Genomic DNA, 22,213 nt, shown 5'->3' on the forward strand with positions numbered 1-22,213 from the left:
CCTGTATGAAACCTGCCTCATGACTTGACGCCCGCCTTGCGCGGGCGTCTTTTTCTTTCCCCCGGATCACGAAGATGCGCTGTGGACGCCGCTTCGCAGGCGCGGCATGATCGCCCCGGATTTCCTGAGGAGGGGAGAAGACTATGAGCTTCACGATCAGCCTGACCGGCAAGACGGCGGTGGTGACGGGATCGAACTCGGGCATCGGGCTCGGCGTCGCGCGCGAACTGGCGAAGGCGGGGGCGGATGTCGTGCTGAACTCGTTCACCGACCGGCCCGAGGATCACCAGATGGCCGCCGATCTGGGGGCCGAATTCGGGGTCACCGCGCGCTATATCAAGGCCGACATGTCGGTGGGCGCCGAATGCCGCGCGCTGATCGAACAGGCGGGGCAGGTCGATATTCTGGTGAACAACGCGGGTATCCAGCATGTCGCGCCGATCGACACCTTCCCTCCGGAGACCTGGGACCGGATCATCGCGATCAACCTGTCCTCGACCTTCCACACCACGGCCGCCGCGCTGCCGGGGATGCGCAAGGCGGGCTGGGGGCGGATCATCAACATCGCCTCGGCGCATGGGCTGACGGCCTCGCCGTTCAAATCGGCCTATGTCTCGGCCAAGCACGGGGTGGTGGGCTTTACCAAGGTCACCGCGTTGGAGACCGCCGAAGAGCCGATCACCTGCAACGCGATCTGCCCGGGCTACGTCCTGACCCCGCTGGTCGAGGCGCAGATCCCCGATCAGATGAAGACCCACAACATGTCGCGCGAAGAGGTGATCAAGAAGGTCATGCTCGACCGCCAGCCCTCGCGCGAATTCGCCACGGTCGAGGAACTGGGCGGCACGGCGGTGTTCCTGTGCTCGGATGCGGCGGCGCAGATCACCGGCACGACGATCTCGGTCGATGGCGGCTGGACCGCGCTGTAGTGGAGAAGAAGCGCATCAATCTGGCGCTACAGGGTGGGGGCGCGCATGGCGCCTTCACCTGGGGCGTGCTTGACCGGCTGCTCGATGAAAGCTGGCTCGAAATCGCGGCGATTTCGGGCACCTCCGCCGGGGCGCTGAACGGCGCCGCACTGAAGGCCGGGCTGGCCCAGGGCGGGGCGCGCTCCGGGCGGCGGAAGGCGCGGGAGAACCTCGACTGGCTCTGGTCGCAGGTGTCGGAGGTCAACGACCTGCGCATCGACCGCTGGCTGACGGCGCTGTTCCCCTATCCGCAGGCCCTGAACCGCTGGATCGAGATGTTCACCCCGGCCGCCTGGTTCGACCAGATGGCGCGCGTGGTTTCACCCTATGATTCCGGCCCGTTCTATATCAACCCGCTGGAACGGATCGTGAAGCGGTTCGAGTTCGAGCATGTCTGCAAGGCAACCGGCCCGGATTTCTTCGTCGCCGCGACCAATGTCCGCACCGGCAAGATCCGGGTGTTCTCCGGGCGGGAAATCACGGCGGAGGCGATCCTGGCTTCGGCCTGCCTGCCCAACGTGTTCCGCGCGGTGGAGATGGTGGACCCGCAGACCGGCAAGGCCGAGGCGTTCTGGGACGGCGGCTTCACCGGCAACCCGCCGCTGTTTCCGCTCTATGAGCCGAAATATCCGCGCGACATCGTGATCGTGAACATCAACCCGCTGCTGCGCGAGGGGGTGCCGCAAACGCCGTCGGAGATCGAGGAGCGGATCAACGAGATTTCGTTCAACTCCTCGCTGCTGCGGGAATTGCGCGCGGTCAGTTTCGTCCGTCGGCTGATTTCCGAAGGGCGGATGCCCGAGGGCGCGATGAAGGATGTGCTGATCCACATGGTCGCCGACGACAAGACGATGAACGAAATGTCGGCGACGACGAAGATGATCCCCACGGTGGGCACGCTCGACCGGCTGAAGGCGGCGGGTCATGTGGCGGCGGACCGCTTCCTGACGGAGCATGCCGATGCGATCGGCACGCGCGCCTCGGTCGATCTGGTGGGGCTGTTCGACTGAAGCGGCGGCTGCATGCCGCCGCCCGGGCCGTCAACCGGCCTTCACGATTTCCTTCGCGATTTCCGTGGCTAGCCGGGCGTTGTTCAGAACCAGCGCGATGTTTGCCACCAGCGAGCGGCCCTCGGTGATCTCGAACACCCGTTGCAGCAGGAAGGGCGTCACCTCCTTTGCCGCCACGCCCCGGGCCTCGGCCTCGGTCAGGGCTTCCTCGATCGCGGGGAGGATTTCCTCACGCGGGATTTCGGCCTCAAAGGGGATCGGGTTCGCCACCAATTGCCCGCCGGGCAGGCCGAGCCGCCCGCGCATGAGATGCGAGGCGGCAATCTCCGCGGCGCTATCGGCGCGCAGCGGCGCCTTCAGGCCGGAGTTGCGGGACCAGAAGGCGGGCATCTCGTCCTGACCGAAGGCGATGACCGGAACCCCATCCGTTTCAAGCACTTCGAGCGTCTTCGGAATGTCGAGGATCGCCTTTGCCCCGGCGGCCACCACCGTCACCGCGGTCTGGCCCAGTTCTGCGAGGTCGGCGGAAATGTCGAAGGTCTGCTCCGCGCCGCGATGCACGCCGCCGATGCCGCCGGTGGCGAAGACCTTGATCCCGGCGAGCGCGGCGCAGATCATCGTGGCGGCCACCGTCGTCGCGCCATAGGCCCCGCGCGCGAGGCAGACGGCGATATCGGCGCGGCTGACCTTCATCACGCCCTTGGCCTGTGCCAGCCGGTCCAGTTCCTCCGCCGTCAGGCCGATGTGGATCCGGCCGTCCATCACGGCGATGGTGGCGGGGATGGCGCCGTTCGCGCGGACCTCGGCCTCGACCGCGCGGGCGGTCTTGATGTTCTGCGGGAAGGGCATCCCGTGGGTGATGATCGTCAATTCGAGGGCGACGACCGGCCTCCCGGCATCCAGTGCGGCGCGGACTTCGGGGGCAAAGGTCAGGGGGGCGTTCATGTGGCGATGTCTCCTGAGACGTAGCGGGCGGCGGCGGTCAGGGCGCGGTCGAGCGCTTCGGCGCGGGTGGCGCCCCGGCGTTCGGCGACCAGATGCGCCGCCATGAAGGTGTCGCCCGCGCCGGTCACGCGGGTGACCATGACGGCGGGCGGGCAGGCGGTCAAGACGCCCTCGGCGCTGCCGCAGGCGGCGGTGCGCGCGCCGTCGGTGACCAGCACGCGCGCGGCGCCGCGCGACACCAGCCCCTCGGCGGCGTCGAAGGCAGAGGCGAAATCCTGTTGGCACAGCACGCCCGCCTCGGCGAGGTTGACATAAAGCGTTGCGCGCGGATGACCCAGCAGCGGGCGCAGGCGCTCGGCCTTGCCCGGGCTCGCCGGGGCCACGCGCAGATCCGCCCGGGCAAAGAGCGGCGAGCGCGCGATTTCGGCCAGGAGCGCCTCGGTCAGGTTGCCGTCGAGCGCGACCGGACCGGACCACGGCGCCTCGGGCGTGCCCAGCCGGCCATTGGCCAGCGGGCGCAGGATCTTGTCCCCCGCGGCCTCCAGCGAATGGGCGTCCGCAATGGCGGCAATCAGGCCATTCGCGCCCTCGACCGCCATATAACGATCCGTCGGCAGGTCGTCCGAGCGATAGGCATGGGTGCAGTCGATGCCCAGAACCCGGGCCGCCTCGATCAGCTCGTCGCCCTGCGGATCGCGCCCGATCGCCGTCAGCACCGCAGACCGCAACCCGAACCGCGTCAGCGTCATCGCGATATTCATCGCGACACCGCCCGGCACGCGGGTGATCCGCCCCGGCACATCGGCGCCGATCCGCATATGCACCGGCGCGCGGCCGATGATGTCCCACAGGACGGATCCGATACAAAGGATGTCTGGCGTGTTCATGCCGCATTCGTGCCCCTTCGCGCGGGGTTGCGCAAGGCGGAACGGAATTGCAAAGGCGGCGCTTGTCATCCGGGCCGATCATCGCTATAGGACGCGCACTTCACAGGCGGAGGCGGGCCTTCCGGGGGAGACATCCCCGCAGGTCCACCGGTTGGGAGAGATCCCTAAATCCTCCGCTCAGGCGCAAACCGGAAAGGAAATGGAACATGGCGCTTCCCGATTTCTCGATGCGTCAGCTTCTTGAAGCTGGCGTTCACTACGGCCACCAGACGCAACGCTGGAACCCCCGCATGGGCGAGTTCATCTATGGCGAGCGCAACGGCATCCATATCATCGACCTGACCCAGACCGTGCCGATGCTGGACGCGGCGCTGCAAGTCGTGCGCGACACCGTGGCCCGTGGCGGCCGTGTGCTGTTCGTCGGCACCAAGCGTCAGGCGTCGAACGCCGTGGCCGAAGCCGCTGAAAAATGCGCGCAATACTACATGAACCACCGCTGGCTCGGTGGCACGCTGACCAACTGGAAAACCGTGTCGCAGTCGATCCAGCGTCTGAAGAACATCGACGAAGTTCTTGCGTCGGGCGCCGAAGGCCTGACGAAGAAGGAAAAACTGCACATGGAACGCGAACAGGCGAAGCTGCAAGCCTCGCTGGGCGGGATCCGTGAAATGGGCGGCCTGCCGGACCTGCTGTTCGTCATCGACGTGAACAAGGAAGACCTGGCCATCGCCGAAGCGCAGAAGCTGGGCATCCCGGTCGTCGCCGTCGTCGACACCAACTGCTCGCCGAAGGGCGTGGACTACATCATCCCGGGCAACGACGACGCGGCCCGCGCGATCGGCCTCTACTGCGACCTGATGAGCCGTGCGGCTCTGGACGGCATGACCGCGCAAATGGGCGCGGCTGGCGTTGACCTCGGCGCGCTGGAAGAAGCCCCGGTCGAAGAAGAAGTCGAGGCCTGAGCCTTGCCCGTGGCGGCCCCGCGTTCCGTGGGGCCCCGCGCGTGTCATTGAACTGACATTCGGGCGTGGTTGAACGCGCCCATATCCAATTTCGAGGAGGCCGCTATGGCGATCACCGCTGCAATGGTGAAAGAACTGCGCGAACTGACCGGCGCAGGCATGATGGATGCGAAGAAGGCTCTGACCGAGGTCGAAGGCAACATCGAAGCCGCGATCGACTGGCTGCGCACGAAGGGCCTGGCGAAGGCCGCGAAGAAGGCCGACCGCGTTGCGGCCGAGGGCCTGGTGAGCGTCGCCGTCAATGGTGGCAAGGGCGTTGCGGTCGAAGTGAACTCGGAAACCGACTTCGTTGCCAAGAACGCTGATTTCCAGAAGCTGGCTTCGGACATCGCCAAGGCCGCGCTGGACGCTCCGGATCTGGAAGGGCTGAAAGACGCCAAGATCGGTGACAAGACCGTGGCCGATGCGATCACCAATGCGATCGCCGTGATCGGCGAAAACATGACCCTGCGCCGGATGGCGGGTGTCGAGGGCGATGTCGTCGTTTCCTACGTCCACAACGCTGCTGGCCCCGACATGGGCAAGATCGGCGTTCTGGTCGCGCTGAAGGGCACCGACAACGGCATCGGCAAGCAGATCGCGATGCACATCGCCGCGACCGCTCCGGCTGCGCTGAACGAAGAATCGCTCGATCCGGCGGTTCTGCAACGCGAACTGGAAGTGCAGACCGCGAAGGCGCTGGAAGAAAACGCCGCCGCCGCGAAGCCGAAGCCCGAGCAGGTGATCCACAACAACATCATCCCGGGCCGGATGAAGAAGTTCCTGGAAGAAAGCACCCTGCTGAACCAGAAATTCGTGATCAACCCGGATATCACCGTGGCGCAGGCCGCGAAGGAAGCCGGTGTCGAGATCGTCGCCTATGAGCGTATCGCTGTGGGTGAAGGCATCGAGAAGAAGGAAGAGGATTTCGCCGCCGAAGTCGCCAAGACGATGGCCGGCGCCTGATCCTTCCGGATGCTGCAAGACCGCGCCACCCTTCGGGGTGGCGTTTTGCATTTTGCAAAGACTGTGACATGGAGGCGAACTTATTGTGTCAAGATCAGGCACAATCTTCACCGACACACAGATTTTCCGCGAAAAACGGTCAGACGGCTGGAAATGCAGCCGCCTGAACCGCACCGGAAAACCCGGTGTGGGACAATCACCGGATCAATACTCGGCTTTTGCCCCTGTTCCTGGCCGAAGCCACCACTCACGGAACGCGCATATAAGACGCTGCGGCGGAGATTCGAGCCAGTAGGGCTTTCCTTACTTCGCGGCTCCAGTCTGGCGGGCCGGAGCGATGGCACCGCTGTGGTTGTTGCGCTGGAAAAGCTGTTTCTGCATCGAGGCCTTCAGAACCGCCTGCGCCGTCGTTTCCACATCGAGAACCTCACGCGCGCGGCGGAGGTGTTTTTCGACCGTGGCCACCGTCAGCCCCATGATCAGGGCGATGTCGGCCGTCGTCTTGCCATCCGCGACCCATTCCAGCACTTCGCGCTGCCGTGCGGTCAGCGCACGCCGCGCCGTCACCAGCGGCATCGTTGAAATCTTCAGATGCAGGACCGAGTTCAGCACCATCAGTTCGCGGCCATGCCGGGACCATATATCGTCCACCTCCGCCTGTGTCAGGCCCCGCTCGGCGCAAAGCCCGATGCCGCCCGTCGAACGCGATGAACTGTCTTCAAAGGTGATCGAATAACCCGCGGTGACCCCAAAGGCTCTGTTCATTTCCAGTCGGGCGCGCTCCTCGGGCGTCAGGGTGCGCTGTTCCATCTGCCGCAGGATATCACCCCAGGAACGAACGCCGGTGTTGTGCATCATCCACTTGACCATCGGCGATTCCAGATAGCTGTTGTTCTGGAGGTAACAGCGCAGATAGTCCGGATCGTGGTTCGACAGGAACAGCGCATCGGCAACGTCATCGCGCCCGGGCGCATCCCGGAACGGCAGGAAGGCATAGATCAACCGGTCGAAGCCATATTGCGCCATCATCCGGCAATGCTGGGTCCAGATCGCCTCGATATCATTCGTCATGAGAATTTTTTCGAGATGGTCGAGCATGGCCGTCTCCAGGAAAAATGCGCTGGCACCAGATGCGCCAGCGTGGTGCTTCACGAAATACCGATATTCGGGATTCGGCAAGAAATGTCGGCCCGCACGCGAAATTTGCGTGTTCGTTCAGCGAATTGCCGCCTGCGCTTCGAGGAGGGGCACGAGGCCGCGGTGGTCATACCCCGCCCGTGCCGCCAGATCGACGATCTCCGCCACCGGACGGCGCCCGGCCTCGGACAGCGCCCACAGATGCGACGAGCGCGTGCCCGAACGGCACCAGGCAAGGACCGGTGTCTGGGCCCCGGCCAGAACCTCGGCAAAGGCATCGGCCAGTTCCTGCGTCAGCTCTCCGGGATAATAGGGCAGGTAGTGGAAGGCGAGGCCCGCCGCCTCGGCCGCCGCCGCCATCGCGGCGCTGTCAAACCCGGGACCGGCCTCTTCGTCCGGGCGGTTGTCGATCAGCGTGCGGAACCCAAGCCGCGCGGCCTCGGCGACCTCATCGGGGGTGATCTGCGGCGCGACGGTGATTTCGGGCGTGATCTGGTGCAGGTCCATCGGTTTCTCCTGACATTTATGGGTGTGTAGCCCGGCCGGGACGCAAAGTCATGCGCCCCATTGCGCGACGATACCCGGCAGCATCGCGAAATCGTTGAAGGCCACCCGATGCGGCAGATCCTGCACCGCGGTATGGCGGTAGCCTTCGGTGAACAGCGCAAAACCGAAACCGGCGCGTTCGGCGGTTTCCGCGTCGATCTCGCTGTCGCCGACGAACAGGGCGGGCGGCTTGCCGAGCAGGAAATGCGCCTGATGCAGCGGCGCCGGATCGGGCTTGCGCTGCGGCAGGCTGTCGCCGCCCACAACGGCGGCAAACAGCGGCAACAGGCCGAAATGCGACAGGACGGCCTCGGTCGGCGCGACAGGCTTGTTGGTGCAGATCGCGAGCGGATGACCCGCCGCGGCCAGCGCCTCCAGCGTCTCGCGCACGCCGGGATAAAGCACCGTCAGGGTCACCGCATCAACGTAACGGTCGTTGAATTCGCACACCATTTCGGCGTGGAGCGGCCCCTCCGGATCGGCGCCCGAGGCTTCGAGCAGCCGCGCCACCAGATGCGGCACCCCCCGCCCGACAAAGCCGCGCACTTGCGCGAGGCTCAGCGCGGCAAACCCGTGCAGCGCCAGCACCGCATTCGCCGTCGCATGAATATCCGGCGCGGAATCAATCAGCGTTCCGTCCAGATCGAAGATCACCGCCGTTTTCATGCCACAGCCTCCCGTTCCGCCGCCGCGCGGATCGCGCGGATGTTTTCGCCATAGGGCGCGGGGTTCTGCACCGAGCCGCCCTTGAACACCGCCGAACCGGCGACCAGCACATCGGCCCCCGCCGCCGCCATCAGAGGCGCGGTTTCCGGCGTGATGCCGCCGTCGATTTCGATATGGATCGGCCGGTCGCCGATCATCGCGCGTAACGCCCTTACCTTGTCGATCTGCGAATGGATGAACTTCTGCCCGCCGAAGCCGGGGTTCACCGTCATCACGCAGACCAGATCCACCATATCGAGCAGATATTCGATGCCGTCGATCCCGCTGCCCGGATTGATCGCCAGCCCGGCCTTGCAGCCCGCGCCCCGGATCGCCTGAAGCGTGCGGTGGATATGCGGCCCGGCCTCCAGATGCGCGGAGATCACATCGGCCCCCGCCTCGGCGAAGGCGTCGATATAGGGATCCACCGGCGCGATCATCAGGTGAACATCCATCACCGTCTTGATATGCGGGCGGATCGCCTTCACCAGCGGCGGGCCGAAGGTCAGGTTCGGCACGAAATGGCCGTCCATCACATCGACATGAACCCAATCGGCGCCCTGCGCCTCGATCGCCTGAATTTCGGCGCCGAAATTCGCGAAATCGGCGGAGAGGATCGAAGGCGCGATCTTGATCGAACGGTCGAAGGTCATGAGGGTCTCCTGTGGGGGCAGGGCGGATATGGCGCGCCCGTCCCGTTGGGTCAAGTCAGAGCTGGTCGTCCGGGATATGCGCGGCGTCCGCGGGGCGTTCGTGATAAAGCGCGATCCGCTTCACCTTCGCCGCCGTCCCGAAGACGAAGGGCGTCCGGGCATGCAGAGCCGTGGGCACCATGTCGAGGATCCGATGCACCCCATCCGTCGCCACGCCGCCCGCCTGCTCGATCACCAGTGAAATCGGCGCGCATTCGTAGACATGCCGCAGCCGCCCCTGTTCATAGCCCCTGCGGTTGTCGCCGGGATACAGGAACACCCCGCCCCGGTGCAGGATCCGATAGGTCTCCGCCACCAGCGAGGCGATCCAGCGGGTGTTGAAATTCCGCCCGCGCGGCCCCTCGGCCCCTGCCACCAGATCGGCCACATAGGCCTGAATCGGCGCGGTCCAGTGCCGCTGGTTCGAGGCGTTGATCGCATATTCCGTTGTATCCGGGGGCAGGGGTGCAAGGTCCGCCAGCCGCTCGAACCGCCCGGTATCGGGGTCCAGCACCCATTTCAGCACGCCCGCGCCAAAGGTCGCGATCAGCGCGCATTGCGGCCCGTAGATGAAGAACCCCGCCGCGATCTGCTCCCGCCCCGGGCGCAGGAAACTGTCCCGCACCGTGGCCGCCGCCGGGAAGACGGAAAAGATCGTGCCGATCGACACGTTCACCGCGATATTCGACGACCCGTCCAGCGGGTCGATTGCCAGCGCCAGCCCGCCATCGCCCAGCGTGACGAAATCCTCGTCCTCCTCGGAGGCGAAGAACGCCACCGCCGAGCCTTCGAGCGCGGTCTTGAACGCCTCATCCGCCATCACGTCGAGCGCCTTTTGCCCGTCGCCATCGGCATTGGTGCCCCGCGCGGCGGCAAGATCCTGCGTGATGCCGTTGCGCGCGATCACGCGGCTCATCCGCGCGGCCACGCCCGTCAGGCGTTGCATCAGGTCGGACAGGTCCGGCGACAGCGCCAGACCGTTCAGGTCGATGGACATGGGCACCTCCGTTTGCCCGCTGATTGCGCCTTTTTCGGGGCACAGGCAACGGCAATCACAGCCCGCGCGCGATCACCAGCCGCTGGATGTCCGATGTGCCCTCGTAGATCTGGCACACGCGCACGTCGCGGTAGATCCGTTCGACCGGGTAATCCGACAGGTAGCCATAGCCACCGAGCGTCTGGATCGCGGCGGAACAGACCTGTTCGGCGGTCTCCGACGCGAACAGCTTCGCCATCGACGCCTCCGCGAGGCAGGGCCGCCCCGCGTCGCGCAGGCTGGCAGCGTGCCAGACCATCTGCCGCGCCGCCGCGAGCCGCGTGGCCATATCCGCCAGCCGGAACCCCACCGCCTGATGCTCGATGATCCTGCACCCCATGCTCTCGCGCTCCCTGGCATAGGCCACCGCCGCGTCGAGCGCCGCGCGCGCCATGCCCACCGATTGCGCCGCGATGCCGATCCGCCCGCCTTCGAGGTTTGCGAGCGCGATCCGGTAGCCTTCGCCCTCCGCGCCCAGCCGGTTTTCCACCGGCACCCGCATCGCGTTGAAGGCCAGCGCGCAGGTGTCCGACGCATGTTGCCCCAGCTTGTGCTCGACCGAAACGACCTCATAGCCCGGCGTATCGGTGGGCACGATAAAGGCCGAAATTCCCTTCTTCCCCGCCGCCGGATCGGTGACGGCAAAGATGATCGCCACATTGCCGTTCCTGCCGCTGGTGATGAACTGTTTCGTGCCGTCGATGACGTAATGGTCGCCCTCCCGCCGCGCCCGGGTCCGCAGCGCGGAGGCATCCGACCCGGCATGCGGTTCGGTGAGCGCGAAGGCCCCGATCCAGTTGCCCGCCGCCATCTTCGGCAGGAACCGGCGCTTCTGCTCCTCGGTCCCGAAGCGCAGGATCGGCACGCAGCCGACCGAGGAATGGACCGACAGGATGGTGGACACGGCCCCTTCGGCGGCGGCGATCTCCTCCAGCACGCAGGCATAGGCGAGGGTGCCGGTCTCCGACCCGCCCCAGGTTTCGGGCACCAGCATCCCCATGAAGCCGAGTTCCCCCATCTGCCGGATCTCCGCCACCGGAAAGCTGTGGTCGCGGTCGCGCGCGGCGGCGCCGGGGGCAAGGACGCCCTGCGCGAAGGCCCGCGCCGCCTCGCGCAGCGCCTCCTGTTCCCCGGTCAGGATCATGGGATCAGCTCCACCGCCATGGCCGTCGCCTCGCCACCGCCGATGCACAGGCTGGCAACGCCGCGCCGCAGGCCATGGGTGCGCAGCGCGGCCAGCAGCGTGACCAGAACCCGCGCCCCGGATGCCCCGATCGGATGGCCAAGCGCGCAAGCCCCGCCGTGGACATTGACCCGATCGTGGTCGAGGTTCAGATCGCGCATCGCCGCCATCGTCACCACCGCGAAGGCTTCGTTGATCTCGAACAGGTCCACATCCGCCGCCGTCCAGCCGGTGCGGGCGAACAGCTTCCGGATCGCCCCGATCGGCGCGGTGGCGAATTTCGCGGGCTCCTGCGCATGGGTGGCATGGCCCACCACGCGGGCGATGGGCGTCAGCCCCCGCGCCCCGGCCTCCGCCGCCGTCATCATCATCAGCGCCGCCGCGCCGTCCGAGATCGACGAGGCATTCGCCGCGGTTACCGTCCCGTCCTTGCGGAACGCGGGGCGGAGCGTGGGGATCTTGTCGGGCCGCGCCTTGCCGGGCTGTTCGTCGGTATCCACCTCGCCAACGGGCGTGATTTCCGCCCGGAACCAGCCCTCCGCAATCGCCTTCTGCGCCCGCGCGAGCGAGGCCAGCGCGAAATCGTCCTGCGCTTCGCGGGTGAACCGATAGGCTTCGGCGCAATCCTCGGCGAAGGTGCCCATCAGGCGGCCCTTGTCATAGGCATCCTCCAGCCCGTCAAGGAACATGTGGTCCTTCACCTCGCCATGCCCCATCCGGTAGCCCGCGCGCGCCTTCGGCAGCAGGTAGGGCGCCATCGACATGCTCTCCATCCCGCCCGCCACCACCACATCGGCACTGCCCGCGCGCAGCAGGTCATGCGCCAGCATCGCGGCCTTCATCCCCGATCCGCACATCTTGTTCACCGTCGTCGCGCCCGCCGAGAGCGGCAGCCCGGCCTTCAGCGCCGCCTGTCGCGCGGGGGCCTGCCCCTGACCGGCGGGCAGGACGCAGCCCATGACGACCTCCCCGACCGCCTCCGGATCAAGCCCGTTCAGCGCCGTGCGGATCGCCGCCGCGCCCAGCTCCGCCGCCGGAACCCTGGCGAAATCGCCCTGAAACCCGCCCATCGGAGTGCGGGCCATGCCGGTGATGACGATCTCTTCCATCCGTTCCCTCCTCATTTCGCGGCCATGCGCAGCGCGCCGTCGAGGCGGATCACCTCGCCGTTCAGATAGTCGTTCTCGACGATGTGGCGCACCAGCGCGGCATATTCCGCCGGGTTCCCCAGCCGTGACGGATAGGGCACTGAGGCGCCGAGCGTATCCTGCACGTCTTGCGGCATCGCGGCCATCATCGGTGTCGCGAAAATGCCGGGCGCGATGGTCACCACCCGGATGCCGTGCCGCGCCAGTTCCCGCGCGGCGGGAAGCGTCAGCGCCGCGACTCCGCCCTTCGATGCCGCATAGGCCGCCTGTCCGATCTGCCCGTCATAGGCCGCGATCGAGGCGGTGTTGACGATCACCCCGCCTTCCGTCATCGCCGCCGCCGCCAGCCGCAGCATGTTGAAACTGCCGATCAGGTTGATCGTCACCGCGCGGGCAAAGCTGTCGAGCGCATGCGGCCCGTTGCGGCCCAGGATCTTTTCGCCCGGCGCAATGCCCGCGCAATTCACCAGAACGTCGATCCGGCCATGCGCCGCCAGCGCCGCCTGAACCGCCGCCTCGCCCTCGGGGCCGGAGGTGACATCGGTCCGGACGAAAAGCGCGCCCAGTTCGGCGGCCTTCGCGGCGCCCGCTTCTTCGTTCACGTCCAGAAGCACGGGCTTCGCCCCCGCTTCCACCGCCATCCGCGCCACCGCCGCGCCCAGGCCGGAGCCCGCGCCAGTGATCAGGATCACCCGGTTCTCGATCTGCATGACATCCTCCCTCATTCGGGTCAGAGTAGCGCGTCGGGCATTGCGGACAATGACATCCGCGCGCAGAATGGATGAGCGGAAATGCCATGATGGAAAGACGCTCGATCACCCCCGGATTCGTCGCCGACGCGCTGGCCTGCGCGCCGGATCCCGCGCGGCTGCTGGCGCGGGTGGGCATCACTCCCGGCGCGCCGGTGAGCCCCGAGCATTACGGGCGGCTGTGGCTGGCCATTGCGGCCGAGACGGGGGATGAATTCTTCGGCCTTGGCGCGCGGCCGATGCGGCCGGGGAGTTTCGCGCTGATGGGGCATGCGGTGCTGCATGCGGGAAATCTCGAACGCGCGTTGCGCCGGGCGATCCGGTTCCTGAACGTGGTGCTGGACGCGCCCGCGGGTGAATTGCGGGTGGCGGGCGGCACGGCAGAGGTGGCGCTCAGCCCCGCCGGGGCCTTTGCGACGCGGACATGGTGGCTGCTGCTGATGGGGTTGGCGTGCTGGCTGGTCGGGCGGCGCATCCCCTTGCTGCGGGTGGATTTTTCCTGTGAGGCGCCGGAGAACCGTGCCGATTACCTGCAATTCTTCGGGGCGCCGGTGCGGTTCGGCGCCGGGCAAAGCCTGATGGCTTTCGACGCGAAACATCTGGCCCTGCCGGTGAGCCGTTCGGAACGCGCGCTGAAGGCGTTCCTGCGCGGCGCCCCGGCGAATATCCTGCTGCGCTACCGGCATGATCAGGGGCTGACGGCGCGGGTGCGGGCGCGGCTGCCGGGGCAATGGCCGGGGGTCGGGGCGGTGGCGGCGGAGATGGGCCTTTCGCCCGCCACGCTGCGCCGCCGTCTGGCCGCCGAGGGGCAGAGCTTCGCCGCGCTCCGCGATGCGCTCCGCCGCGCCCATGCCGAACGGCTGCTGCGCGAGACGGACGCCCCCATCGCCGCCATCGCCACCGACCTCGGCTATAGCGAACCCGGCGCCTTCCACCGCGCCTTCAGGGGCTGGACGGGGCAGGCACCGGGGGCCTTCCGCGATCAGATCCGCGCGGCCTGCGGCAGGAGCCACGGGCCCGACACCGGCACCTGACCCACCCGCAGCGCACAGCCATAGGCGCGCGACAGCGGCCCGTCGCTGATCACCGCATCGGGTGGACCCTCGGCGATGATCCGGCCTTCGGAGAGCAGCACCATCCGATCCGCGATCATCGCAGACAGGTTGAGGTCGTGCATCACCGCCACCACGCCGCCGCCCGCATCGGCAAAGTCGCGCATGATCCGCATCACCGCCAGTTGATGCGCGATGTCGAGCGCGGCGACGGGTTCATCCAGGAACAGCCAGCGCGGACCCTCCGCATCCACGGCCTCCCACACCTGCGCGCGGACCCGGGCGAGGTGGACGCGCGCCTGCTGCCCACCGGAGAGTTCGTGAAAGGGACGGGCGGCGGTATCGGCCATGCCGACCTCGGCCAGCGCCTGCATCACCAGCCCCTCGCGCCCCGCCGCAAGGCCCGATTGCAGGCCAAGGCGGACGATTTCGGCCACGGTAAAGGGGAAGGCGACCTGCGTCGCCTGTTCCAGAACGCCCCGCCGCGCCGCCAGCCGCCAGGCCGGGGCGGCCCGGATTTCCTCCCCCGCCAGCGTGATCGAGCCGGTATAGGGAAGCTCCCCCGTCGCCGCGCGGATCAGCGTCGATTTGCCCGAACCGTTCGGCCCGAGGATCACCGTCACCGCGCCGGGCAGGGCCGCAAGGTCCAGCCCCCCGATCACCGCACGCCGGCCCAGATGCACCGAAAGACCCGAAATCCGCAGCATTCAAAGTCCTCCGAAACCGCGCCGCCGCATCAGGATCCACAGGAACACCGGTGCGCCGAGAATGGCCGTCACGATCCCGATCGGCAGTTCGGCGGGTGCCACGATCAACCGCGCGACCATATCCGCCGCGATCAGCAGCGCCGCCCCCAGCAGCGCCGCATCGACCAGCAGCCGCCGGTGATCCGGCCCGTTCGCCAGCCGCAGCAGATGCGGCACGACGATGCCGACGAAACCGATCCCGCCCGACAGCGCGACCGAAGCCCCCGCCGCCGCCGCGACCGCCAGCACCGTGTGCCGCTTCAGCCGCTCGACATCCGTGCCCATATGTGCGGCCGCCGCCTCGCCAAGCGCCAGCGCGTTCAGCCCCGCCGCCAGACGCGGCGCGAGCAGCAGCACCGGCGCCACCAGAACCGCGCCAAGGCCGATCTTGTGCCAACTCGCCCCGGCGAGCGAGCCCATGCTCCAGAAGGTCAGGTCGCGCAACTGCCGGTCATCGGCCAGATAGACCATGATCCCGGTGAGCGCCGAGGCCATCGCCGCCAGCGCGATCCCGGCGAGCAACAGCGTCGCGACCGAGGTCTGCACGCCCCGCGTTGCCACCCGATAGAGCAGCGTCACCGTGGCCCAGGCCGTAACCGCCGCCATGATCGGCACCAGCCACGCGCCAAGCAGCGCCGCCCCCGGGATCAGCCCACCCAGTACGAAGGCCGCGACCGCGCCAAGGCTCGCGCCCGAACTGATGCCGATGATCCCCGGATCGGCCAGCGGATTGCGGAACAGCCCCTGCAACAGCGTGCCACAGACCGCGAGCGCCGCCCCCACCAGCGCCCCCATCGCCAGACGGGGCAGCCGGATGTCGAGCAGCACGACCTTATCGAGCAGCGCCACGCCCCGGCCCGAAACCAGATCGCCCAGCACCCGCACCGGCGACACCCCCGATGCCCCCACCGCCACCGAGGCGAGGCAGACCAGCACCAGCAAGGCCACCAGCCCGATCCGCACCCGATGCGCGCGGTTGTCGCGGAGCGGCAGGGCGACAGACATCTCAGCCGCCATAAAGCGCCGCATTCAGCTGTTCGACCGCCTCCGGCAGGCGCGGGCCAAAGCCCAGAAGCAGCATCCCGTTCATCCGCACCACCGCGCCCGCCTTGGCCGCCGGTGTCGAGGCCAGCGCGGGTTGGGCCAGCACGTCATCGAGCGCGCCTTCGCGGTCCATCATCAGGATCACATCCGGCGCGGCGTTCAGAATGGCTTCGTCGGTCATCGGCTTGTAGCCCTTGAAGCCGGTGGCGACGCTTTCGGCCCCCGCCAGCCGGATGATTGCCTCGGCCGAAGTGCCCTCGCCCCCGGCCATCACCTTGCCGCCCTGCGTGCTCAGGATGAACAGCACCCGCTTCGGCGGGCCTTCGCGGGCCGGGATCGCGGCCATCCGGGCGCGGAAATCGGCGGCGAGACGGTCCGCCTCGGCCTTGCGGCCAAGGGCCTCGCCGACCCGCGCGATCTTCTCGACCACGCCCTCGGGCGTATGCGGATCGGGAAGCTGCACGAAGGGGATGCCCGCCGCGCGCAGGACCGTGATCGCCTCCGGCGGCCCGGCATTGTCCTCGGCCAGGATCAGGTCGGGGCCAAGCGCCATCACCCCTTCGGGGTTCAGCGCGCGGACATAGCCGACATCGGGCAGCGCGGTGACGGAGGCCGGATATTCCGACGTGGTATCGCGCCCGATCAGATCCCCCTGCGCTCCAAGCGCCACGACGATTTCCGTCACCGCACCGCCCAACGACACGACGCGCTGCGGTTCAGCCAGCGCGGGTGTGCCCAGCAGCGCAGCCAGAACCAGCCAGCGCATCATGCCACCTCCGCCGGGCGCGGCAGCGACCGGGCCAGCGCGTTGAATTCCGGAATCCCGCCATCCTTGCGCGAGCCGAAGATCTGCACGATCAGCGCGCCGTCCTTGTCGAACGCCTCGACCGAGAGCACCGCGCCGTGGCGGGTGGGCTTGTCCACCAGCCAGACCTCGGCGATATGGTCGGCGCGCAGATGCAGGTTGAAGCGCGGATCCATCACATTCACCCACGGCCCCATCAGCACGACATCCTTCACCGGGCCGCCGTGGATTTCGATGCAGCCCATGTTGCCGACGAAGATCATCAGCGGCACCTGCTGCGCGGCGGCACCTTCGAGCAGCGCCTGAACCGCGGCGGGGGCGAGCGGCTGCGCCAGCGGCTCCCCGGCCATCCGATAGGCCCCGAGCCGCGACATCTTCAGCCGCGACACCATCGCCAGGAACTGATGCGTATCGGTCAGCTCGGCCCATTCGGCGCGCAGGGTCTCGGCCTTGGCCGGGTCGCCCTTGGCGCCTTCGGGCGGGACGCGCGGGGTGACGGTGACGGTATCGGCCTGATCGTCCAGGCGCAGCGCGGCTACCAGCCGCTCAAAGGCCGCGACATCGGATTCGGGCTTCAGATGCACCTTGTGGACCGCATCGCCCGCCGCATCGAATACCTGAACCGACCGCTTGTCACCCTCCGCCACCGCATAGGCATGCAGCCAGTGGCGGGCAAAGATCCGCAGGTCGATTTCCGGCCCCAGCACCATCTGCGCGTGATTGCCGGAGTGATATTCGACATAGGTGCCGCGCTTTTCGATCACGCAGCTTTCGTTGCGGGTCAGCGCCAGCACATCGCCCAGATCGTGGATCAGCGGCATCAGCCGATCCGGATGCGGGTCGATCGCCACCGCGCCATGCCCGACATGCGCCGCAACCAGCGCTGCTTCGCTCAGGCCGTGGCGGGTGGCGAAATCGCGGGCGCGGGCCTTCGGATCCTCGGCGCGCAGGGCGCGGATCCGCTCGGGGGGCAGGGATTCGGACATTGGTCTCTCCTGTGGGTCTTCGCGCGGGATATATAGTTGACTGAATTGATAAGAATAATCCTGGGCAAAGACAAGATGCCTGCGCGGGCATCCGGGCCGGAAACGCCCGAATCCGCGCCGCCGGGGCTGGCCCCGCGATCACGGATGCGGGATAAGCGACGGAAAGCGCGGGCCCCGCCGTTCGGCCCAGCAAAGACAGTGTTTCAGGCTGAGACGAGATGAAAACAAGAAACTGGGTCGTGATCGCCCTTGTGGCGGCGGTTCTGGCGGCGGGCGGGTATTGGACCTGGGGCCGGGGCGGCGCCTCCGACAAGGCCAGCGCGCCCCAGACGGCGCAGGTCACCCGTGGAACGGTGCAGCTTGCGGTGCTGGCGACGGGGCAGATTCAGGCGAAGCAACTGGTCAGCGTGGGCGGCCGCGTATCCGGGCAGGTCGAGACGCTGGCCGTGGCGCTCGGCGATACGGTCAAGCCGGGCGACCTGATCGTGCAGATCGAACTCGCGCGATCAGGAAAACAACGTCGCCCAGGCGAAGGCCAACCTTGCCAATATCCAGGCGCAGATCGCCGCGACGCAGGCCAATCAGCGCAAGGCGGAACTGGAACTGGAACGGCAGCGCCGGCTGGCGAAATCGGATTACAGTTCGAAGCAGACGCTGGAAACGGCGGAGGCGGACCTTGAGGTCTATACCGCCAATCTGGATGCGCTCGACGCGCAGAAGGCCAATGCGCAGATCGCCGTGGGCAATGCCGAAATCGCGCTTGGCCGCACCACGATCACCGCGCCGATCGCGGGCACGGTGGTGGCGGTGAACGTCCAGCAGGGCCAGACCGTCAACGCCACGCAGCAGGCGCCGACGATGGTGAAGCTGGCCGATCTGGATACCGTCATCGTCAAGGCCGAAATCTCGGAGGCCGATGTGGTCAGCGTGAAGCCCGGGATGAACGCGACCTTCACCATCCTCGGCGCCCCGCGCGAGGTGTTCCGCGCGAAGGTCACCGCGCTCGAACCGGCACCCTCGGCGATCAAGGACAGCGACACGATCGCCACCGACAGCGCGATTTACTACAACGGCATCCTGGAGGTGCCGAACCCGGACCACACGCTGCGCATCGGCATGACGACGCAGGTCACCATTGTACTCGACCGGGCGGAGGACGTGCTGACGGTGCCCGCATCGGCGCTGCGGCGCGAGGGGCGGAGCTATTACGTCGATGTCGCGGGCTTGACCGGCACCACGCGCACGCCCGTCGAGGTTGGCCTGAACGATCGGGTGACCGCCGAAATCCGCACCGGCCTGAAGGAGGGCGACCGCGTTGTTCTGGGCTCGCGCGCGCCCGCCACGGCCTCGGGCGTGCCGCGGCGGATGACGCCGATGGGGTTCTGAGATGACGCAGCCGTTGATTTCGCTGCGTGGCATCGGCCGCAGCTTTCAGGCGGGGGATGAGACGATCCCGGTGTTGCAGGGCGTCGATCTGGACATCCGGGCGGGCGAGCTGGTGGCGATCATCGGCGCGTCCGGGTCCGGGAAGTCGACGCTGATGAACATCCTCGGGCTGCTCGACAGGCCGAGCACGGGCAGCTACCGGTTCGCCGGGCGCGACGTGGCCGAACTGGAACCCGACGAACAGGCGCAATTGCGGCGCGCGCATTTCGGCTTCATCTTTCAGCGCTATCAGCTTTTGGGCGATCTCGATGCGGTGGAAAACGTCGAAATTCCGGCGATTTACGCGGGCGAGGCGCGGGGCAGGCGGCGGCTGCGGGCGGAGGAGCTGTTGCGCAAGCTGGGCCTCGCCGAGCGGATGGACCACCGCCCGGGCGAGCTTTCGGGCGGGCAGCAGCAGCGGGTTTCCGTTGCCCGCGCGCTGATGAACGGCGGCGAGGTGATCCTTGCCGACGAGCCGACCGGCGCGCTCGATACCCGCAGCGGCGAGGAACTGATCCAGCTTCTGCTCGATCTCAACCGGCAGGGGCATACGATCATCGTGGTGACCCACGACCCGAAGGTCGCGGCCCATGCGCATCGGGTGATCGAAATTTCGGACGGCAGGATCATCGCCGACAACGGCGCCACCAGCCCCATCCCCGAGCCGCTGCCCGCGCCGCCAAAGCCCGGCACCGGTCTGGCGGCGGCGCTGCGTCGGCAGGGGGAATCCTTCCATATGGCGCTGAAGGCGATGCTTGCGCATCGGGTGCGCAGCTTCCTGACCATGCTCGGCATCATCATCGGCATCGCCTCGGTGGTGCTGGTGGTGGCGCTTGGCAACGGGTCGCAGGAAAAGGTGTTGGAAAACATCTCCTCGCTGGGGACGAACACCATCACGGTCCGCCCCGGATCGGGCTTCGGGCGGCGGGATTCGGGGCGGATCCGGACGCTGATGCCTTCGGACGCACGCGCGATCGCGCAGCAGGACTATGCGCTCGGCTCCTCGCCTGCGGTGAACATGTCGCGGACGGTCGTGGTTGGCAGTGTCAGCGCGACGACGCAGATCAATGGTGTCAGCGGCGATTATTTCTCGGTCCACAACTATACCACGGTCGATGGCGATATTTTCGACGACAGCGACGTGCAGGCGCTGTCCCAGGTCGCGGTGATCGACGAAGACGCTCGCAGCACCTTCTTTCCGGGCGGGGCGGATCCGATCGGCCAGGTGCTGATGATCGGCGAGGTTCCGGCGCGGGTGATTGGTGTCGTGCGGGCGGGGGGCGCGACCTTCGGGCCGACGGCGCTCAACGTCTGGCTGCCCTATACCACGGTGATGTCGCGGGTGACCGGGCAGAGCTACCTGAGCAGCATCGGCGTGCGCATCGCCGACAACTACGACATGCAGGACGCGCAGGAACGGATCACCCAACTGTTGATCCAGCGGCATGGATCCGAGGATTTCTGGCTCCAGAACAGCGACACGATCCGCTCGACGCTGACCTCCACGATGCAGACGATGACCTTGCTGATCGCGGCTATCGCGGTGATTTCGCTGGTCGTCGGCGGGATCGGGGTGATGAACATCATGCTGGTCTCGGTGACCGAACGCACGCGCGAGATCGGCGTGCGTGTCGCGGTGGGCGCGCGGCGGGCGGATATCGTCAGCCAGTTCCTGATCGAGGCGGTGCTGGTCTGCCTTGTCGGCGGGGTGCTGGGCATCCTGACGGCGGTCGGGCTGGGGCAGGTGATCGGGGCGCTGACCTCCGAAATCCGGCTGGCGTTTTCGGGGGTGGCGATCGTGGTGGCCTTCCTGTCCTCGACGCTGATCGGCATCACCTTCGGGTTCTTGCCCGCCCGGGCGGCGGCGAAGCTCGATCCGGTGGTGGCGCTGAACCGGGAATAGCTAGTCCATCGCCAGGATCGTGTTGCGCACGACGGGATAGATCTCGTTCTCCCATTTGCGGCCGTTGAAGGTGCCGTAATGGCCGACATTGGCCTGCATGTGGTGGCGCTTCAGATGCGGGCGCAGCGCGGAACACAGGTCATGGGCCGCCGCGGTCTGGCCCAGGCCGCAGATGTCATCGCGCCCGCCCTCGACCGTGAGCAGCGCGGTCTTGCGGATCGCGCCCGGGTTCACGCGCCGCCCGCGCCACATCAACGTGCCGGTGGCAAGCTCGGCCTTCTGGAACACGCGCTCGATCGTCTCCAGGTAGAATTCGGCGGTCAGGTCCAGTACGGCGAAATATTCGTCGTAGAACTCCTTGATCTTCTTCGCCTCTTCCACCTCGCCCGCCGCGAGATGGTCATAGAGTTTGCGGTGCTGGTCCCGATGCCGGTCCATGTTCATCATCATGAAGGCGGTCAGTTGCACGAAACCCGGATAGACCCGGCGCCCGGCCCCCGGGTAGCGCAGCGGCACCGTGGCGATCACGTTCTTCTCGAACCAGTCGAGCGGCCTTTCATGCGCCAGCCGGTTCACCTGGGTCGGGCTTTCGCGCACGTCGATCGGACCGGCCATCAGCACCATCGAACGCGGCGCCGCCGGGTTGCCGTCTTCGGACATTACCGCCACGGCGGCGAGCGCCTGCACGCAGGGCTGGCAGACGGCGAGGATATGCGCCCCGGGGCCGATCTCCTCCAGAAAGCGGATCAGATAGGCGATATAATCCTCGACGCCGAAGGCCCCGGCAGAGGCCGGCACGTCGCGCGCATTGGCCCAATCGGTGATATAGACGTCATGGTCGCGCAGGAGTGTCCGCACCGTGCCTTCGAGCAGCGTCGCGAAATGGCCCGAGAGCGGCGCGGTCACCAGCACCTTCGGCTGCGGCGTGTCGATGTCGCGCCGGAAGTGCAGCAGCTTGCCGAAGGGCAGGTCGAGCACGACTTCCTCGCGCACCGGAACATCGCGGTTGTCGACCCTGACGGAGCCGATGTTGAATTTCGGGCGCCGGTGATGCAGCCGGAACCGGCTGACCATTTCCAGCGCGGCGGAGTGCTGGCGCATCAGCCCGGCGAAGGGCCCCTGCGGGCGCGGGCTGAAGGACAGGGCCAGATTCGCCGCGGTTCGCAAAGGGGCGAAAAAATCATCAAGACCCTGGTAGGTTGCATAAAGCATGATGCGTTTCCCGATTCCTGTCGGCAGGCGGCCAAGGTAGCCCCCGATACCCTGCGACGGAATTGGA

General features: G+C 67.3%; 23 protein-coding genes. 8 read left to right on the forward strand and 15 right to left on the reverse strand.

Annotation, left to right across the window (positions count from 1 at the left end; all coding sequences use genetic code 11):
- The first annotated feature begins 155 nt into the window (after positions 1–155).
- A complete protein-coding gene (locus QM789_RS09700) occupies positions 156–929 on the forward strand; it encodes a 3-hydroxybutyrate dehydrogenase (protein ID WP_420353281.1) in 774 nt (257 codons plus the stop codon).
- Positions 929–1,978 carry a patatin-like phospholipase family protein gene (locus QM789_RS09705; RefSeq protein WP_420351716.1) on the forward strand — a complete coding sequence of 350 codons (1,050 nt, stop codon included), beginning with the start codon at positions 929–931 and terminating at the stop codon, positions 1,976–1,978. Before QM789_RS09700 ends, QM789_RS09705 begins: the two co-directional genes overlap by 1 nt.
- Positions 1,979–2,008: 30 nt before the next feature.
- On the opposite strand, the gene QM789_RS09710 is transcribed toward QM789_RS09705, so the two are convergent.
- Together QM789_RS09710 and QM789_RS09715 are read right to left on the reverse strand one after the other, a co-directional pair.
- A complete protein-coding gene (locus QM789_RS09710) occupies positions 2,009–2,923 on the reverse strand; it encodes a pseudouridine-5'-phosphate glycosidase (protein WP_420351717.1) in 915 nt (304 codons plus the stop codon).
- A complete protein-coding gene (locus tag QM789_RS09715; RefSeq protein ID WP_420351718.1) occupies positions 2,920–3,810 on the reverse strand; it encodes a PfkB family carbohydrate kinase in 891 nt (296 codons plus the stop codon). Before QM789_RS09715 ends, QM789_RS09710 begins: the two co-directional genes overlap by 4 nt.
- Positions 3,811–4,016: 206 nt before the next feature.
- Between QM789_RS09715 and rpsB the strand changes: the two genes are divergently transcribed.
- On the forward strand, positions 4,017–4,772 hold the full coding sequence (gene rpsB, locus QM789_RS09720; protein WP_420351719.1) for a 30S ribosomal protein S2: 756 nt from the start codon (positions 4,017–4,019) through the stop codon (positions 4,770–4,772).
- Positions 4,773–4,877: 105 nt separating this feature from the next.
- Positions 4,878–5,777 (forward strand): translation elongation factor Ts, encoded by a 900-nt coding sequence (tsf, locus tag QM789_RS09725; protein WP_420351720.1) that lies wholly within the window; start codon positions 4,878–4,880, stop codon positions 5,775–5,777.
- 303 nt (positions 5,778–6,080) lie between these two features.
- On the opposite strand, the gene QM789_RS09730 is transcribed toward tsf, so the two are convergent.
- From QM789_RS09730 to QM789_RS09765, 8 genes are all read right to left on the reverse strand, one after another.
- Complete coding sequence (locus QM789_RS09730; RefSeq protein WP_420351721.1) at positions 6,081–6,875, reverse strand: helix-turn-helix transcriptional regulator; 795 nt, start codon at positions 6,873–6,875, stop codon at positions 6,081–6,083.
- Positions 6,876–6,992: 117 nt separating this feature from the next.
- Positions 6,993–7,421, reverse strand: coding sequence for a TIGR01244 family sulfur transferase (locus QM789_RS09735; protein WP_420351722.1), 429 nt, complete (start codon positions 7,419–7,421; stop codon positions 6,993–6,995).
- A 48-nt stretch (positions 7,422–7,469) separates the two neighbouring features.
- Positions 7,470–8,126, reverse strand: a complete 657-nt coding sequence (gene gph / locus QM789_RS09740) for a phosphoglycolate phosphatase (protein ID WP_420351723.1) — start codon at positions 8,124–8,126, stop codon at positions 7,470–7,472.
- Positions 8,123–8,818 carry a ribulose-phosphate 3-epimerase gene (gene rpe / locus QM789_RS09745; protein WP_420351724.1) on the reverse strand — a complete coding sequence of 232 codons (696 nt, stop codon included), beginning with the start codon at positions 8,816–8,818 and terminating at the stop codon, positions 8,123–8,125. The genes gph and rpe overlap by 4 nt, the downstream gene beginning before the upstream one ends.
- Positions 8,819–8,873: 55 nt before the next feature.
- The gene (locus tag QM789_RS09750) at positions 8,874–9,854 is read right to left on the reverse strand and encodes a class 1 fructose-bisphosphatase (RefSeq protein WP_420351725.1); all 981 of its coding nucleotides are present in this window, start codon (positions 9,852–9,854) and stop codon (positions 8,874–8,876) included.
- A gap of 55 nt (positions 9,855–9,909) precedes the next feature.
- Positions 9,910–11,037 (reverse strand): acyl-CoA dehydrogenase family protein, encoded by a 1,128-nt coding sequence (locus QM789_RS09755; protein ID WP_420351726.1) that lies wholly within the window; start codon positions 11,035–11,037, stop codon positions 9,910–9,912.
- Positions 11,034–12,185, reverse strand: a complete 1,152-nt coding sequence (locus QM789_RS09760) for an acetyl-CoA C-acyltransferase (RefSeq protein WP_420351727.1) — start codon at positions 12,183–12,185, stop codon at positions 11,034–11,036. The genes QM789_RS09755 and QM789_RS09760 overlap by 4 nt, the downstream gene beginning before the upstream one ends.
- 11 nt (positions 12,186–12,196) lie before the next feature.
- Complete coding sequence (locus tag QM789_RS09765; protein ID WP_420351728.1) at positions 12,197–12,934, reverse strand: SDR family NAD(P)-dependent oxidoreductase; 738 nt, start codon at positions 12,932–12,934, stop codon at positions 12,197–12,199.
- 89 nt (positions 12,935–13,023) lie between these two features.
- Between QM789_RS09765 and QM789_RS09770 the strand changes: the two genes are divergently transcribed.
- A complete protein-coding gene (locus QM789_RS09770) occupies positions 13,024–14,007 on the forward strand; it encodes an AraC family transcriptional regulator (protein ID WP_420351729.1) in 984 nt (327 codons plus the stop codon).
- On the opposite strand, the gene QM789_RS09775 is transcribed toward QM789_RS09770, so the two are convergent.
- From QM789_RS09775 to QM789_RS09790, 4 genes are read right to left on the reverse strand one after another with little or no spacing between them, the layout of a single operon-like run.
- Complete coding sequence (locus QM789_RS09775) at positions 13,956–14,732, reverse strand: heme ABC transporter ATP-binding protein (protein WP_420351730.1); 777 nt, start codon at positions 14,730–14,732, stop codon at positions 13,956–13,958. The genes QM789_RS09770 and QM789_RS09775 overlap by 52 nt on opposite strands.
- The gene (locus QM789_RS09780) at positions 14,733–15,776 is read right to left on the reverse strand and encodes a FecCD family ABC transporter permease (protein ID WP_420351731.1); all 1,044 of its coding nucleotides are present in this window, start codon (positions 15,774–15,776) and stop codon (positions 14,733–14,735) included.
- Position 15,777: 1 nt separating this feature from the next.
- A complete protein-coding gene (locus QM789_RS09785; protein WP_420351732.1) occupies positions 15,778–16,584 on the reverse strand; it encodes a heme/hemin ABC transporter substrate-binding protein in 807 nt (268 codons plus the stop codon).
- On the reverse strand, positions 16,581–17,606 hold the full coding sequence (locus QM789_RS09790; protein WP_420351733.1) for a hemin-degrading factor: 1,026 nt from the start codon (positions 17,604–17,606) through the stop codon (positions 16,581–16,583). The genes QM789_RS09785 and QM789_RS09790 overlap by 4 nt, the downstream gene beginning before the upstream one ends.
- A gap of 218 nt (positions 17,607–17,824) precedes the next feature.
- Between QM789_RS09790 and QM789_RS09795 the strand changes: the two genes are divergently transcribed.
- Genes QM789_RS09795 through QM789_RS09805 form a run of 3 tightly spaced genes read left to right on the forward strand, consistent with a single transcriptional unit; the run spans position 17,825 to position 20,934 of the window.
- A complete protein-coding gene (locus QM789_RS09795; RefSeq protein WP_420351734.1) occupies positions 17,825–18,286 on the forward strand; it encodes a biotin/lipoyl-binding protein in 462 nt (153 codons plus the stop codon).
- On the forward strand, positions 18,168–18,992 hold the full coding sequence (locus tag QM789_RS09800; RefSeq protein ID WP_420353282.1) for an efflux RND transporter periplasmic adaptor subunit: 825 nt from the start codon (positions 18,168–18,170) through the stop codon (positions 18,990–18,992). The genes QM789_RS09795 and QM789_RS09800 overlap by 119 nt, the downstream gene beginning before the upstream one ends.
- 1 nt (position 18,993) lies before the next feature.
- A complete protein-coding gene (locus tag QM789_RS09805; RefSeq protein ID WP_420351735.1) occupies positions 18,994–20,934 on the forward strand; it encodes a MacB family efflux pump subunit in 1,941 nt (646 codons plus the stop codon).
- Here the strand turns inward: QM789_RS09805 and QM789_RS09810 are convergent, their stop codons facing one another.
- Positions 20,935–22,146 carry a polyhydroxyalkanoate depolymerase gene (locus QM789_RS09810; RefSeq protein WP_420351736.1) on the reverse strand — a complete coding sequence of 404 codons (1,212 nt, stop codon included), beginning with the start codon at positions 22,144–22,146 and terminating at the stop codon, positions 20,935–20,937.
- Between the last annotated feature and the right edge of the window lie 67 nt (positions 22,147–22,213).

The sequence above is a fragment of the Paenirhodobacter sp. genome, assembly GCF_047600745.1.
GTDB lineage: Bacteria > Pseudomonadota > Alphaproteobacteria > Rhodobacterales > Rhodobacteraceae > Rhodobacter.

Excerpts from the sequence above, each read along its gene's own strand:
- QM789_RS09710 (WP_420351717.1), bottom strand. The coding sequence starts at position 2,923 with ATGAACGCCCCCCTGACCTTTGCCCCCGAAGTCCGCGCCGCACTGGAT.
- QM789_RS09715 (WP_420351718.1), bottom strand. The coding sequence starts at position 3,810 with ATGAACACGCCAGACATCCTTTGTATCGGATCCGTCCTGTGGGACATC.
- rpsB (WP_420351719.1), top strand. The coding sequence starts at position 4,017 with ATGGCGCTTCCCGATTTCTCGATGCGTCAGCTTCTTGAAGCTGGCGTT.
- tsf (WP_420351720.1), top strand. The coding sequence starts at position 4,878 with ATGGCGATCACCGCTGCAATGGTGAAAGAACTGCGCGAACTGACCGGC.
- QM789_RS09730 (WP_420351721.1), bottom strand. The coding sequence starts at position 6,875 with ATGCTCGACCATCTCGAAAAAATTCTCATGACGAATGATATCGAGGCG.
- QM789_RS09735 (WP_420351722.1), bottom strand. The coding sequence starts at position 7,421 with ATGGACCTGCACCAGATCACGCCCGAAATCACCGTCGCGCCGCAGATC.
- gph (WP_420351723.1), bottom strand. The coding sequence starts at position 8,126 with ATGAAAACGGCGGTGATCTTCGATCTGGACGGAACGCTGATTGATTCC.
- rpe (WP_420351724.1), bottom strand. The coding sequence starts at position 8,818 with ATGACCTTCGACCGTTCGATCAAGATCGCGCCTTCGATCCTCTCCGCC.
- QM789_RS09750 (WP_420351725.1), bottom strand. The coding sequence starts at position 9,854 with ATGTCCATCGACCTGAACGGTCTGGCGCTGTCGCCGGACCTGTCCGAC.
- QM789_RS09755 (WP_420351726.1), bottom strand. The coding sequence starts at position 11,037 with ATGATCCTGACCGGGGAACAGGAGGCGCTGCGCGAGGCGGCGCGGGCC.
- QM789_RS09760 (WP_420351727.1), bottom strand. The coding sequence starts at position 12,185 with ATGGAAGAGATCGTCATCACCGGCATGGCCCGCACTCCGATGGGCGGG.
- QM789_RS09765 (WP_420351728.1), bottom strand. The coding sequence starts at position 12,934 with ATGCAGATCGAGAACCGGGTGATCCTGATCACTGGCGCGGGCTCCGGC.
- QM789_RS09770 (WP_420351729.1), top strand. The coding sequence starts at position 13,024 with ATGGAAAGACGCTCGATCACCCCCGGATTCGTCGCCGACGCGCTGGCC.
- QM789_RS09775 (WP_420351730.1), bottom strand. The coding sequence starts at position 14,732 with ATGCTGCGGATTTCGGGTCTTTCGGTGCATCTGGGCCGGCGTGCGGTG.
- QM789_RS09780 (WP_420351731.1), bottom strand. The coding sequence starts at position 15,776 with ATGTCTGTCGCCCTGCCGCTCCGCGACAACCGCGCGCATCGGGTGCGG.
- QM789_RS09785 (WP_420351732.1), bottom strand. The coding sequence starts at position 16,584 with ATGATGCGCTGGCTGGTTCTGGCTGCGCTGCTGGGCACACCCGCGCTG.
- QM789_RS09790 (WP_420351733.1), bottom strand. The coding sequence starts at position 17,606 with ATGTCCGAATCCCTGCCCCCCGAGCGGATCCGCGCCCTGCGCGCCGAG.
- QM789_RS09795 (WP_420351734.1), top strand. The coding sequence starts at position 17,825 with ATGAAAACAAGAAACTGGGTCGTGATCGCCCTTGTGGCGGCGGTTCTG.
- QM789_RS09805 (WP_420351735.1), top strand. The coding sequence starts at position 18,994 with ATGACGCAGCCGTTGATTTCGCTGCGTGGCATCGGCCGCAGCTTTCAG.
- QM789_RS09810 (WP_420351736.1), bottom strand. The coding sequence starts at position 22,146 with ATGCTTTATGCAACCTACCAGGGTCTTGATGATTTTTTCGCCCCTTTG.